At 56.0% G+C, this 13,678-nt stretch carries 14 protein-coding genes; 6 read left to right on the top strand and 8 right to left on the bottom strand.

Features of this window, described 5'->3' with window-relative positions; genetic code table 11:
* Position 1: 1 nt before the first annotated feature.
* Positions 2-859, bottom strand: coding sequence for a triphosphoribosyl-dephospho-CoA synthase (locus OGW17_RS13480; protein WP_047460780.1), 858 nt, complete (start codon positions 857-859; stop codon positions 2-4).
* Entirely contained in the window at positions 859-2,514 is a 1,656-nt protein-coding gene (gene mdcA / locus OGW17_RS13475) for a malonate decarboxylase subunit alpha (protein WP_049011746.1), read from the bottom strand. The genes OGW17_RS13480 and mdcA overlap by 1 nt, the downstream gene beginning before the upstream one ends.
* Positions 2,515-2,763: 249 nt before the next feature.
* Between mdcA and OGW17_RS13470 the strand changes: the two genes are divergently transcribed.
* From OGW17_RS13470 to OGW17_RS13460, 3 genes are read left to right on the top strand one after another with little or no spacing between them, the layout of a single operon-like run.
* Positions 2,764-3,786, top strand: a complete 1,023-nt coding sequence (locus OGW17_RS13470; protein ID WP_012135458.1) for a hydrolase — start codon at positions 2,764-2,766, stop codon at positions 3,784-3,786.
* Entirely contained in the window at positions 3,783-4,001 is a 219-nt protein-coding gene (locus OGW17_RS13465; protein ID WP_047460774.1) for a YheU family protein, read from the top strand. Before OGW17_RS13470 ends, OGW17_RS13465 begins: the two co-directional genes overlap by 4 nt.
* Positions 4,002-4,054: 53 nt before the next feature.
* Complete coding sequence (locus OGW17_RS13460; RefSeq protein WP_012135460.1) at positions 4,055-4,924, top strand: phosphoribulokinase; 870 nt, start codon at positions 4,055-4,057, stop codon at positions 4,922-4,924.
* A gap of 146 nt (positions 4,925-5,070) precedes the next feature.
* Here OGW17_RS13460 and OGW17_RS13455 read toward each other — a convergent pair whose 3' ends face one another.
* Positions 5,071-5,475, bottom strand: coding sequence for an OsmC family protein (locus OGW17_RS13455; RefSeq protein WP_012135462.1), 405 nt, complete (start codon positions 5,473-5,475; stop codon positions 5,071-5,073).
* Positions 5,476-5,782: 307 nt separating this feature from the next.
* Here OGW17_RS13455 and crp point away from each other — a divergent pair, with 307 nt between their 5' ends.
* Both crp and OGW17_RS13445 read left to right on the top strand, forming a co-directional pair.
* Positions 5,783-6,415 carry a cAMP-activated global transcriptional regulator CRP gene (gene crp, locus OGW17_RS13450; protein ID WP_000242758.1) on the top strand — a complete coding sequence of 211 codons (633 nt, stop codon included), beginning with the start codon at positions 5,783-5,785 and terminating at the stop codon, positions 6,413-6,415.
* A 51-nt stretch (positions 6,416-6,466) separates the two neighbouring features.
* Complete coding sequence (locus tag OGW17_RS13445; protein WP_012135464.1) at positions 6,467-8,554, top strand: YccS/YhfK family putative transporter; 2,088 nt, start codon at positions 6,467-6,469, stop codon at positions 8,552-8,554.
* A 112-nt stretch (positions 8,555-8,666) separates the two neighbouring features.
* Here the strand turns inward: OGW17_RS13445 and argD are convergent, their stop codons facing one another.
* The 5 genes from argD to ppiA all read right to left on the bottom strand — a co-directional run bounded on the left by argD (position 8,667) and on the right by ppiA (position 11,991).
* Positions 8,667-9,884 carry a bifunctional acetylornithine/succinyldiaminopimelate transaminase gene (argD, locus tag OGW17_RS13440; RefSeq protein WP_071259387.1) on the bottom strand — a complete coding sequence of 406 codons (1,218 nt, stop codon included), beginning with the start codon at positions 9,882-9,884 and terminating at the stop codon, positions 8,667-8,669.
* Between the two features lie 73 nt (positions 9,885-9,957).
* Complete coding sequence (pabA, locus tag OGW17_RS13435) at positions 9,958-10,521, bottom strand: aminodeoxychorismate synthase component 2 (RefSeq protein ID WP_071259383.1); 564 nt, start codon at positions 10,519-10,521, stop codon at positions 9,958-9,960.
* Between the two features lie 31 nt (positions 10,522-10,552).
* Positions 10,553-11,155 (bottom strand): putative adenosine monophosphate-protein transferase Fic, encoded by a 603-nt coding sequence (locus tag OGW17_RS13430; protein ID WP_012135469.1) that lies wholly within the window; start codon positions 11,153-11,155, stop codon positions 10,553-10,555.
* Complete coding sequence (ficA, locus tag OGW17_RS13425) at positions 11,145-11,312, bottom strand: FicA/YhfG family antitoxin (RefSeq protein WP_012135470.1); 168 nt, start codon at positions 11,310-11,312, stop codon at positions 11,145-11,147. The genes OGW17_RS13430 and ficA overlap by 11 nt, the downstream gene beginning before the upstream one ends.
* A 106-nt stretch (positions 11,313-11,418) precedes the next feature.
* Positions 11,419-11,991: a peptidylprolyl isomerase A gene (gene ppiA / locus OGW17_RS13420; protein ID WP_012135471.1), complete on the bottom strand. Its 573-nt coding sequence runs from the start codon at positions 11,989-11,991 to the stop codon at positions 11,419-11,421.
* A 280-nt stretch (positions 11,992-12,271) separates the two neighbouring features.
* On the opposite strand from ppiA, the gene tsgA reads away from it, so the two are divergent.
* Complete coding sequence (gene tsgA, locus OGW17_RS13415) at positions 12,272-13,453, top strand: MFS transporter TsgA (RefSeq protein WP_012135472.1); 1,182 nt, start codon at positions 12,272-12,274, stop codon at positions 13,451-13,453.
* Positions 13,454-13,678 lie beyond the last annotated feature (225 nt).

The following is a 13,678-nucleotide window of genomic DNA, read 5'->3' as shown; positions in this document are numbered from 1 at the left end:
CTTAATGCTTTGAATAAGACGTTTCGACGCGATCGAGAAACAGGGTGGCGGCGAGCAAGTCCGCCGCGCCGCCCGGCGAGGCGTTCAGCGCCAACATCTGACGGTCTAAACGGGCCAGCGCCTGCTCCCCTGCCGGGTGCGCGCTGCCGCCCGCATGGAGAACGGCGCGCGCGCCGTGCTGCATGGCATCCAGCCCCTCCATCCCGGCGCGAGAAAGTACGCAGGTGTCGGTCAGCGAGGTCATGATGGCCATCAGCGCATCCAGCCGGGCGTGCATTTCGCTGCTGCCGTTCTGTCGGCTTAGCCGAAGCTGCGGCAGCGCACGCTGCATAATGTGTGGAAACGCCTGCTGTGCCTCTTCTCTGGCGCCCGGTACGCGATAACGGTGGGTGGCGCGCAGCCCTTTACTGAAGACTTTCGGCGCGGCGTCATCCGGCAGTTTTGCCAGTTCAGCGGCGGTTGCCGTCACCTGCTGCGCCCTGCCCGCGCCGCCGTGCATCGCCACGGCGCTCACCAACAGCCCCAGCGCCCAAATCGCGCCACGGTGGGTGTTCACGCCGCCCGTTGCCGCCATCATCTGCTGCTCGCCTTCGCGACCGAGTCGCCCTATGGTTTGTCTGAGCGCAATATCAGCCGGACGCCGCCAGCTTTGTTGCGCCAGCGCCTGAAACGTGGAGGTCAGGCTGTGCGCCGAGCGCTCCATCAGCGCAAGCGATAAATCGTGGTGCGCGCCGTTCCCCCGACTGTCCACCAGACCGGGCTTCGGGCTTAATCGTGCTTCGTCGATCAGACACTGTGTGGCGGTTCGCGCCAGCCATTCGGCACCGCCTTCAACCTGAATCCGGGGCAGAAGTTTCATTACCAGCTCCGAAATTTCGCAGGTGGGTTGTAGAGACCCCCGGACCATTCCACCAGGTCGGCAACACTGCCGGCCGCCAGCAGAGAACGGGTGGCGTCGGTACGACGAATGCCCATATCTTCCGGGTAAACCACCTTGCCGCTCTGACGCAGTTCGGCGACGCGCCGGGCGTCTACACCCAGACCGATGTCGGTAATACCAGCCACCGCCGCAACCATCGCGCGACGCTCTTCCAGACTTTCCGCCCGGTAGAGATAAGCGATACCTTCTTCGGTCAGAACGTGGGTCACGTCGTCGCCGTAGATCATCACCGGCGCCAGCGGCATACCGGAGGCTTTCGCTACATCAACCGCATCCAGTTTTTCCACGAAAGTCGGTTTCACGCCTGCCTGGAAGGTTTCCACCATCTGCACCACCAGCTTTTTACCGCGCTGCATAAGGTCAGGTTCGGTGATCATGTTCAGCCAGGCCGGGGTAGCGTGACGGCGACCGTGCGGGTCGTGGCCCATGTTTGGCGCGCCGCCGAAGCCGGACAGACGACCGCGAGTCACCGTTGAGGAGTTAGCCAGGCCATCAACCTGCAACGTGGAGCCGATAAACATATCGACCGCGTACTGACCCGCCAGCTGACAGAAGGCGCGGTTAGAACGCATGGAGCCGTCGGCGCCGGTAAAGAACACGTCAGGACGGGCGCGGATGTACTCCTCCATCCCCAGCTCGCCGCCGAAGCAGTGCACGCTTTCCACCCAGCCGCTTTCAATCGCCGGGATCAGCGTCGGATGCGGGTTCAGCGTCCAGTGTTTACAGATTTTGCCGCGCAGACCGAGTTGCTCGCCCCAGGTGGGCAGCAGCAGTTCAATAGCGGCGGTGTTGAAGCCGATACCGTGGTTCAGCGACTGCACCTGGTGCTCTGCGTAGATGCCTTTAATGGCCATCATCGCCATCAGGATATGTTCCTGTTTGATCAGGCGCGGGTCGCGAGTGAACAGCGGTTCGATAAAGAACGGTTTGTCGGCAACCACCACGTAGTCGATCCACGAGCCCGGAATATCGACGCGCGGCAAGTCGCACTCGTCGTCCACCAGCTCATTCACCTGTGCGATAACGATGCCATCGTGGAATGCGGCAGCTTCCACCAGCGCCGGGGTATCTTCGGTACTCGGCCCGGTGTAGAGGTTGCCTTTGCGGTCAGCTTTGTAACCGGCAATCAGCGCCACGTTTGGCGCCAGGTCGACGTAAAGACGGGAATAAAGCTCGATGTAGGTGTGGATGGCGCCAATTTCCAGCAGGCCATCTTCCAGCAGTTGCGAGATGCGCAGACTTTGGGTGCCGGAAAAAGAGAAGTCCAGCTTGCGGGCGATACCCTTTTCGAAGATATCGAGATGTTCGCTGCGCCCAACGCTTGGCATGATCATATGCAGGTCATGCACTATCTGCGGGTTGACCTCCGCCAGCATGCGGGACAGGAAATCTGCCTGCTTCTGGTTATTCCCTTCTAATACCACGCGGTCACCCGGCGCGATCAGTTTTTCCAGCATTGCGGTCAGGTCTGCGGTTGGCAGCACCTTGCCCTGTACCGGAACGGAAGCCAGACGCCGCTGCTTCTCGGTGCGGCGCGTGTTCCAGACTCGTGCTGGCGTTTGCCCAGATAACATTATTAACCTCCTGATTCAGCTAATCATTTTGATTGCTTAACACTGGAAAGAGTGTGCGCCCTGGTGAGAAAGTCATCAATTAAGCGTAGAGAGGAATCATTAGCCTGAGAGTAATAATTTGAGTAATGAATTGTGATTAAGATCAGCGTCAGGAAGGTGTAAATCCGCTCCCCTTGCCTCATTTTCATAAACACCGGGGGAAAGTGACGGTATAGTAGGCGGCAGATTTAAAAAAACATCGCATAATTTATGACTCAAATAACCTCCCCCGACCTTGATATCACCGGTCACGATAGTGCAGAGTTCGTGCCAATGCGCGGTATCCGCAACCGCCACCTGCAAACCATGCTGCCGCGACTCATCCGCCGCAAGGTGAAGTTCGATGCGCACTGGCAACGTCTGGAATTACCGGACGGCGATTTTATCGATCTGGCCTGGAGTGAAGATCCGCAGCACGCGAAGCACAAACCGCGTCTGGTGGTTTTTCACGGCCTGGAAGGCAGCCTGAACAGCCCGTACGCTCACGGGCTGATTGAAGCGGCGCAAAAGCGTGGCTGGCTGGGCGTGGTCATGCACTTTCGCGGCTGTAGCGGCGAACCGAACCGGCTGAACCGCATTTATCACTCCGGCGAAACGGAAGACGGCACCTGGTTTTTACACTGGCTACAGCGTGAGTTTGGCGCCGTCCCCACCGCCGCCGTCGGCTATTCGCTCGGCGGAAATATGCTGGCGTGTCTGCTGGCGAAAGAAGGCCGCGAGATCCCGATTGACGCGGCGGTCATCGTTTCCGCACCCTTCGTGCTGGAAGCGTGCAGCTATCATATGGAAAAAGGGTTTTCCCGCGTCTATCAGCGCTATCTGCTCAATCTGCTGAAGGCCAACGCCGCGCGCAAGCTGGCGGCATACCCCGGCACACTGCCGATTAATCTGGCGCAGCTCAAATCCGTGCGTCGGCTCCGTGAATTTGACGATCTGATCACCGCGAAAATTCACGGCTTTGCCGACGCGATAGACTATTATCGTCAATGTAGCGCCATGCCGATGCTCAACCAGATCGCCAAACCGACGCTCATCATCCACGCGAAAGACGATCCGTTTATGGATCATCATGTGATCCCGAAACCGGAAAATCTGCCGCCGCTGGTGGAGTATCAGCTCACCGAGCATGGCGGGCATGTTGGATTTATCGGCGGGACGCTGCGTCGCCCGGAAATGTGGCTGGAGTCGCGGATTCCCGACTGGCTGACAACGTATCTGGAGGCGTCATCATGATGATCCCCTGGCAAGAGCTGTCTTCTGAGACGCTGGACAATTTGATCGAAAGCTTTGTGTTGCGTGAAGGCACCGATTATGGTGAACATGAACGTTCGCTTGAGCAAAAGGTCGCCGACGTCAAACGACAGCTACAGTGCGGAGAAGCTGTTCTGGTGTGGTCTGAACTGCACGAGACGGTCAACATTATGCCGCGTGGACAGTTTCGCGAATAATCCGCCGCTGACGGCCGACTATACTAAAACTTTTGTTGATTCATGGAGTTGTTATGTCTGCCAAACATCCGGTGATTGCGGTAACAGGGTCCAGCGGCGCGGGGACCACGACCACCAGCCTCGCGTTTCGAAAAATTTTCGCGCAGTTAAATCTGCGCGCAGCCGAGGTGGAAGGCGACAGTTTTCATCGTTACACACGCCCCGAAATGGACATGGCGATCCGCAAAGCGCGCGACGCCGGGCGGCATATCAGCTATTTCGGCCCTGAAGCCAACGACTTCAGTCTGCTGGAACAAACTTTTATTGAATACGGACAGACGGGCAAAGGCCAGGCGCGTAAGTATCTTCATACCTACGATGAAGCCGTGCCGTGGAATCAGGTGCCGGGGACGTTTACCCCGTGGCAGCCGCTGCCGGAACCCACCGATGTGCTGTTTTACGAAGGGCTGCACGGCGGCGTGGTAACGCCGCAGCATGATGTCGCGCGTCATGTCGATCTGCTGGTCGGCGTGGTGCCGATCGTCAACCTGGAGTGGATTCAAAAACTGATTCGCGATACCAGCGAGCGCGGCCACTCCCGCGAGGCGGTGATGGATTCCGTTGTCCGCTCAATGGATGACTACATTAATTTCATTACGCCGCAGTTTTCCCGCACCCACATTAACTTCCAGCGCGTACCCACCGTTGACACCTCCAATCCCTTCGCCGCGAAAGGCATTCCTTCGCTGGACGAAAGTTTTGTGGTCATTCATTTCAGAAATCTGGAAGGGATTGATTTCCCGTGGCTGCTGGCGATGTTGCAGGGGTCGTTTATTTCCCATATCAATACGCTCGTGGTGCCGGGCGGCAAAATGGGGCTGGCGATGGAGCTGATCATGTTGCCGCTGGTTCAGCGACTGATGGAAGGGAAGAAGATCGAATAATCTGTCCGATGTTTGCCGGATGGCGGCTGACGCCTTATCCGGCCTACAAGATGCGTTTGATATATGCCGGATGGCGCTACGCTTATCCGGCCTACAGGGTGCGAATTCGTAGGCCTGATAAGCGTAGCGCCATCAGGCAACCGGTATCACGCCGCAATCACTTCATACGAATGGGTAATATTCACCGCTTTTTCCAGCATCAGCGCCACTGAGCAATATTTCTCAGCCGAAAGATCGACCGCCCGCGCAACCGCCGCGTCTTTCAGGTCATTGCCGGTCACAATGAAATGCAGATTGATATGCGTAAACAGGCGCGGCGCTTCTTCACGACGTTCGGACGTCAGCTTCACTTCGCAATTCGTCACATCCTGACGCCCTTTCTGCAAAATAGAAACCACGTCGATTGCGCTACAACCGCCTGCGGCCATCAGCACCATTTCCATCGGGCTTGGCGCTTTATCACCGGAGTTGCCATCCATTAAAACCTGGTGGCCGGAGGCAGACTCTCCCAGAAAGGTTAACCCTTCAACCCACTTTACACGCGCTTGCATATTCGGAACTCCAATGTGTCAATTTTCCTGACAGATTACGCGCACATAACAAATCTCGCAACGGAAGGCGACCTGCGTCATGCTGAAGCGAGACACCAGGAGACACACGGCGAAAGCTATGCTAAAACAGTCGGGATGCTACAGTAATACATTGACGTACTGCATGTATGCAGAGGACATCACATTCAGGCTGCAGTACATTTTCGACAGCCCCCTTCCCAGGAATTCGGGAAACCTATTTTTGCAAACCCAGAGGCAGTGTCGTGTTCTGGCTCTGGAGACAGCTTATAACAGAGGATAACCGCGCATGGTGCTTGGCAAACCGCAAACAGACCCGACTCTCGAATGGTTCTTGTCTCATTGCCACATTCATAAGTACCCATCGAAGAGCACGCTGATTCACCAGGGTGAAAAAGCGGAAACGTTGTACTACATCGTTAAAGGCTCAGTGGCAGTGTTGATCAAAGATGAAGAAGGGAAAGAAATGATCCTTTCTTATCTGAATCAGGGCGATTTTATTGGCGAACTGGGCCTGTTTGAAGAGGGTCAGGAACGCAGTGCCTGGGTACGTGCCAAAACGGCCTGTGAAGTCGCTGAAATTTCTTACAAGAAATTCCGTCAGTTGATCCAGGTAAACCCGGATATTCTGATGCGCCTGTCTTCCCAGATGGCTCGCCGTCTGCAAGTGACATCTGAGAAAGTCGGTAACCTCGCCTTCCTCGACGTAACGGGCCGTATCGCTCAGACCCTGCTGAACCTGGCGAAACAACCTGACGCGATGACTCACCCGGATGGCATGCAGATCAAAATCACCCGTCAGGAGATCGGCCAGATCGTTGGCTGCTCCCGTGAAACCGTGGGGCGTATTCTGAAAATGCTCGAAGATCAGAATCTGATCTCCGCTCACGGTAAGACCATCGTCGTCTACGGCACACGTTAATCCCGTCGGAATGGCGCATTACCGGGTAATGCGCCATTTTTGTTTGCACCGATGTGGCGAAGACTGATTTACCATCCTGAGATCAACTACGCACTACGGCAAACGCTGGTGCTGTGCCTGCCTGTGGCTATCGGCCTGATCATCGGCCAGTTGCACCTGGGACTGCTGTTCTCGCTCGTTCCCGCCTGCTGCAACATTGCCGGTCTTGATACCCCGCATAAACGCTTTTTCAAACGCTTAATCATCGGCGGATCGCTGTTTGCCGGATGCAGCCTGATTACACAACTACTGCTGGCGCGCGACATCCCCCTGCCGCTGATCCTCACCGGACTGACGCTGCTGCTCGGCGTCACGGCGGAAATCAGCCCACTGCATGCAAGACTGCTGCCCGCTTCACTGATTGCCGCCATTTTCACGCTAAGCCTGGCGGGGAACATGCCGGTCTGGGAGCCGCTGCTCATCTACGCGCTCGGCACGCTATGGTACGGGCTGTTTAACTGGTTCTGGTTCTGGCTGTGGCGCGAACAGCCGCTGCGCGAGTCGCTCAGCCTGCTGTATCGCGAGCTGGCCGACTACTGCGAGGCCAAATACAGCCTGCTCACGCAGCATATCGATCCAGAAAAAGCGCTGCCGCCTCTGCTGGTGCGCCAGCAAAAAGCGGTGGATCTCATTACCCAGTGTTACCAGCAGATGCACATGCTGTCGGCCCAGCACAATAATGACTACAAGCGCCTGCTGCGCGCCTTCCAGGAAGCGCTGGACTTACAGGAGCATATCTCCGTCAGTTTGCATCAGCCGGAGGAGGTTCAGAAGCTGGTGGAGCGCAGTCACGCGGAACAGGTTATTCGCTGGAATGCGCAAACCGTCGCCGCCCGCCTGCGCATCATCGCGGATGATATTCTGTATCACCGTCTGCCCAGCCGTTTTTCGATGGAGAAGCAGACTGGCGCGCTGGAAAAAATCGCCAATCAGCACCCGGAAAACCCTGTCGGGCAGTTTTGCTACTGGCACTTTAGCCGTATTGCCCGCGTATTACGCACTCAGCGTCCGCTGTACGCACGCGACCTGATGGCTGATAAACAGCGTCGCCTGCCGCTGCTGCCCGCGCTGAAAAGCTATTTATCGTTTAAATCGCCCGCGCTGCGCAACGCCGGGCGAATCAGCGTTATGTTAAGTATCGCCAGCCTGATGGGCAGCGCCTTACATCTGCCCAAGCCGTACTGGATTTTGATGACCATCCTGTTCGTCACGCAAAACGGCTACGGCGCGACGCGCGTGCGCATTCTGCACCGTTCGGCGGGTACGCTGGCCGGTCTGGTGGTGGCGGGCGTCACGTTGCACTTTCGCATTCCTGAAGGCTACACGCTGGCATTAATGCTGATCATTACGCTGGTGAGCTATCTGACCATTCGCAAAAACTACGGCTGGGCGACGGTTGGTTTTACGGTGACGGCGGTCTATACCCTGCAACTGCTGACGCTCAACGGCGAACAGTTCATCGTGCCGCGATTTATTGATACGGTCATTGGCTGCCTGATTGCTTTTGGCGGAATGGTCTGGCTCTGGCCGCAGTGGCAAAGCGGCCTTTTGCGTAAGAATGCCCACGATGCGCTGGAAGCGGACCAGGAGGCCATCCGGCTGATCCTCAGCAACGACCCGCAGCCAACGCCGCTGGCGTATCAGCGAATGCGGGTGAACCAGGCGCACAATACGCTGTTTAACTCGCTGAATCAGGCGATGCAAGAACCGGGGTTTAACACGCACTATCTGGAAGATATGAAACTGTGGGTAACGCACAGCCAGTTTATCGTTGAGCACGTCAACGCCATGACCACGCTGGCGCGCGAGCATACGATGCTGACGCCGGATCTGGCGCAGCGCTATCTGGAATCCTGCGAAATTGCGCTCCAGCGCTGTCAGCAGCGGCTGGAGTATGACGCACCGGGCGGTTCCGGGGATGTGAATATTCTGGAGTCATCGGAGATGCTCTCCCACGGGCCGCTCAGCACGCTGGAACAGCATCTGCAACGCGTGCTGGGGCACCTGAATACCATGCACACCATTTCGTCAGTGGCATGGCGCCAGCGCCCGCATCATGGCATCTGGCTTAGTCGCCGGTTACGGGATATGAAGGGTTGACGTTGTTTGCTGTTTGTTGTTTGTTGTTTGCCGGATGGCGGCGCAAGCGCCTTATCCGGCCTACAGGGAAAACGCGATTTGTAGGCCGGATAAGCGTAGCGCCATCCGGCAATCAGCCAGCCACTTTCGCCACCGCCTGCGCAAAACGCTGCATCCCTTCGTCAATATCCGCCTCTTCCACCACCAGCGACGGGGCAAAGCGCATGACATCCGGCCCGGCATTCAGCACCATAACGCCTTCATGCGCGCCAGCGTAAAGGAAATCCCGCGCCCGACCTTTGTACTGCGGCTTCAGTTCCGCGCCAATCAACAGCCCCATGCCGCGAATATCGCTGAAAATGTCATACTGCTCGTCAATCTTCTGCAAATGCTGAACAAACCGCTCGCGTTTAGTCTGAACGCCGCTCAGCACGTCAGACGTATTGATGATATCGAACGCGGCCCCGGCAACGGCGCAGGCCAACGGGTTGCCGCCGTAGGTGGAACCGTGCGACCCAACGTGGAACGCGGACGCAATCTCCTGCGTGGTCAGCATAGCGCTGACCGGGAAGCCGCCGCCCAGCGCTTTCGCACTGGTAAGAATATCCGGCGTCACGCCGTAGTGCATATAGGCGAACAGATCGCCGGTGCGCCCCATACCGCACTGAACTTCATCAAACACCAGCAGCGCCTGATGCCGATCGCACAGCTCGCGCAGGCCTTGCAGAAACGCTGGCGTTGCGGCGGTGACGCCGCCTTCTCCCTGGATCGGCTCCACCACCACCGCGCAGGTATGGTCATCCATCACCGCTTTCACTGCGTGCAGATCGTTGAAAGGAACATGGATGATATCCGCCGGTTTAGGGCCAAATCCGTCGGAATACTTCGGCTGACCACCAACGGAAACGGTAAACAGCGAGCGGCCATGAAAAGCGTTATGGAAGGCGATGATTTTGGTTTTAAACGGGCTATGACGCACGCAGGCATAGTGGCGCGCCAGTTTGAAGGCGGTTTCGTTGGCTTCGGTGCCGGAGTTCATAAACAGCACGCGCTCGGCAAAGGTCGCGTCGATAAGTTTACGCCCCAGACGCAGCGCAGGTTCGTTAGTAAAAACGTTGCTGGTGTGCCACAGCGTTTCACCCTGCGTTTTCAGCACGTCCACCAGCGCCGGATGGCAATGCCCTAAGGCGGTAACTGCAATCCCACCCGCGAAATCAACGTACTCTTTACCCTGCTGATCCCAGACCCGGCTGCCTTTGCCTTTTACCGGAATAAACTCTGCCGGTGCATAAATCGGCAGGATAACTTCATCGAAAGTCGCGCGCGTAATTGCAGTTTGTTCAGTTGCCATCTTATGCCCATCCAGCCAAATGAAATTTCAGTCATAAAATATGCATAAAAAATCACTGGATAGCAACCACAAATCAGCGCGACAGGAAATTAGCCAGCAGTTGATGTCCCTGCTCGCTCAGAATACTTTCCGGGTGGAACTGCACCCCTTCCAGATCCCACTCCCGGTGGCGAATCCCCATAATTTCCTGCGTGTCGCTCCAGGCCGTAACGTCAAAGCAGGCGGGAAGCGTTTCAGGATCGATCACCAGCGAGTGATAGCGCGTGACGGTGAGCGGGTTCGATAGCCCCTGAAAAACGCCCTGGCCGCTATGGGTGACGGGAGAGGTTTTACCGTGCATCACTTTAGCCGCCCGCACGATCGTCGCACCAAAGGCCTGCGCCATCGCCTGGTGTCCAAGACAGACGCCGAGCATGGGAAGGCGTCCGGCATAATGGCGGATTACTGCCAGGGAGATGCCCGCGTCATCCGGCGTACAGGGCCCCGGCGAGATCACGATTTTTTGCGGATTCAGCGCGTCAATTTGCGCCAGCGTCAACGCGTCATTTCGCCTGACCAGGACATCAGCGCCCAGTTCGCAGAAATACTGATAAAGGTTCCAGGTAAACGAATCATAGTTGTCGATCAGCAGAATCATGGCGGCTCCGGTACGTAAGAACCGCGCTATTCTACTCAGTTTCCTGGGCTTCGCTTACCCCTTTACGAAATATTGCCTGTAATCCCGACAGGTCGCCCATCGCGCCGCTCTGGTTCGCCTGGCTCCATTCGGCCACCTGAATGCCGCTCCAGCTCAGGATATAACCGGCGTGGAGCGCCAGTTGCTCAAAGAAGATGCGCTGCGCCAGTCCGCTGCCGATACGAAAAGGATGCAGCACGTTAATTTCACAGTAGTAGTGCGCCAGACGATCGGCGAATTTCTCTTTCGTCAGCCCGACCAGATACCCCTCTTCTTCCAGATCCTGCATCAGGGCGTTGCCCTCTTTTTCGATGTAGGCAAAATGGCAAAAACGGGTATCTCCCTGATATATATCGACCTCGCGCAGTTGTCCGGCCCAGTCAAAAACATCCTGATACAGCTGACGATGAATGGCGCGCAGGTGAGGCAGTCCGCGCACCAGAGGGCCAGGTTCAATCGTCGCGGCACGCAGTGCGGTCAGTTCATACGCCGCCTGCTCCAGACGCTGAACCTGCCGGATGCCTAAGCGGTTACGCATGATATTCAGGCCGGGATACAGATAGGGGTCGCGTCCATCACCAAACTTATCGCTCATAGTGCCTCCTTAATTCTGCCAGGCGCACCAGTGCTTCTTCGGCGGTCAGGGTAACTAACGGGATGTCCACCCCTTCCAGACGTCGACTCTCCTGGAAATTGATATTTCGTCGTTGTTCCCAGAGGCGAGACTTTTGTTTATCGGTGAGTTTTTTCACGAGACCTCCCTGAATGTGCCTGCACTTGCCACAAGTATAAGCAGCAAATTCAGGTTACGCAGAGGTCAGGAATCGCGCGGGCATTGCTGGCCCGCGCAGAATGCCATTACGGCAGGACTTTGGCGGAAAGGATAACTATCGGTTTTGAAGGAACATTTTGGTAAGGGCCGACATCGTGCGTCTGCACCTGAGAGATTTTGTCAGCGACATCCATCCCTTTCACAACTTTACCAAATACGGCGTAGCCAAAATCGCGCTGGCCGTGATCCAGGAAGGCGTTGTCGGCAACGTTGATAAAGAACTGGCTGGTTGCGCTGTCTTTATCTGCGGTACGCGCCATCGCAATGGTGCCACGGGTGTTGCGCAGTCCGTTGTCCGCTTCGTTCTTGATCGGCGGGTTAGGTTTCTTTTGCTGCATCTGCTCGTTAAAACCGCCGCCCTGCACCATAAAGCCGGGGATCACACGGTGGAACGTGGTGTTGTTATAGAAACCGCTGTTGACATAATCGACAAAGTTTTGCACTGAAACTGGCGCTTTCTGGCTATTCAGTTCCAGTTCAATATTTCCGGCGGAGGTCGTCAGCAGAACATGTGGGTCACCTTTCGCTGCCAACGCTACAGGAGAGAGAGCAGAAAGAGCGAGAACAGCTGCAACAGCCGCCAGAGTCGATTTGAGCATGAGATTTCCTTAACGAGAGCAGTAACAAAAGCAAGTAGATTGATTCTAAAGAGCCTTCAAGGAGCAGGCCAGCCCTTTACCTAATTTTACGTATCTGAAACAAATGTAACCTTACGATTTTGTTGTGCTTTTCGGTATATTAATGTGATCAATATCACGTTAAAAAATGTAACGCTTACAGTAATTGCTAATAAATATTTAAATACATCACTAAAACGCCTAAAATCTGCCCGCTCACGGCGCTGTCAACGCGCTTTACACCTCTATACACAGGCCAGTCATGACTAACAGCAATCGCATCAAGCTCACATGGATTAGCTTTCTCTCCTACGCCCTGACAGGCGCGTTGGTAATTGTCACCGGGATGGTGATGGGAAACATTGCAGAGTATTTCAACCTGCCCGTTTCCAGTATGAGTAACACATTCACCTTTCTTAACGCCGGTATCCTGATCTCTATTTTCCTGAATGCCTGGCTGATGGAAATTATCCCGCTGAAAACGCAGCTGCGTTTTGGCTTTGTGTTGATGGTGCTGGCCGTGGCCGGGCTGATGCTCAGCCATAGCCTGGCGCTTTTCTCTGCGGCAATGTTTGTACTGGGCCTGGTGAGCGGTATCACCATGTCGATCGGTACTTTCCTGATCACCCAGATGTATGAAGGCCGTCAGCGTGGTTCTCGCCTGCTGTTCACCGACTCCTTCTTCAGTATGGCCGGGATGATCTTCCCGATGGTCGCCGCTTACCTGCTGGCGCGCAGCATTGAGTGGTACTGGGTATACGCCTGCATCGGTCTGGTCTACGTGGCGATTTTCATCCTGACCTTCGGCTGCGAATTTCCGGCGCTGGGTAAACACGCGCCGAAAACGGAAACGCCGGTGGTAAAAGAGAAATGGGGCATTGGCGTTCTGTTCCTGTCTATCGCCGCGCTGTGCTACATCCTCGGTCAGTTGGGTTTCATCTCCTGGGTGCCGGAATACGCCAAAGGTCTGGGCATGAGCCTGAACGACGCCGGTACGCTGGTCAGCGATTTCTGGATGTCGTACATGTTCGGCATGTGGGCCTTCAGCTTCATTCTGCGCTTCTTTGATCTGCAACGTATCCTGACGGTACTGGCGGGTCTGGCGGCGGTGCTGATGTACCTGTTCATTAAGGCCCAGCCGGAGCATATGGCATGGTTTATTCTGACGCTCGGCTTCTTCTCCAGCGCCATTTACACCTCAATCATTACGCTGGGTTCGCAGCAAACCAAAGTGCCGTCGCCGAAGCTGGTTAACTTTGTGCTGACCTGCGGCACCATTGGCACCATGCTGACCTTCGTGGTGACAGGCCCAATCGTGGCGCACAGCGGCCCGCAGGCCGCGTTGCTCACCGCAAACGGTCTGTATGCCGTGGTGTTTGTGATGTGCTTTATCCTCGGGTTTGTTACCCGTCATCGCCAGCATAACGTGCCAGCAGCGCACTGATGATGATTTGCCCGGTGGCGCAAGCTTACCGGGCCTACATGTAACTTGTAGGCCGGATAAGACGCATAGCGTCGCCATCCGGCTTTTTAATCCTGCTTTTTCGCGCAATTTCCCCCTCCTCCTGACGGCGTAGACCTCGCATTCTTTAGAGGTAGACCTTCTTACGCTAATAACCCCTCATTTTGTACGTTATTTGCACAACAACGAAATGTCTGACAATTCCGT

This window comes from Citrobacter sp. CK181, assembly GCF_030333595.1.
Taxonomy (GTDB): domain Bacteria; phylum Pseudomonadota; class Gammaproteobacteria; order Enterobacterales; family Enterobacteriaceae; genus Citrobacter_B; species Citrobacter_B koseri.
Note: the sequence above shows the minus strand (reverse complement) of the source record. Positions and strands in the feature narration are given on the sequence as shown.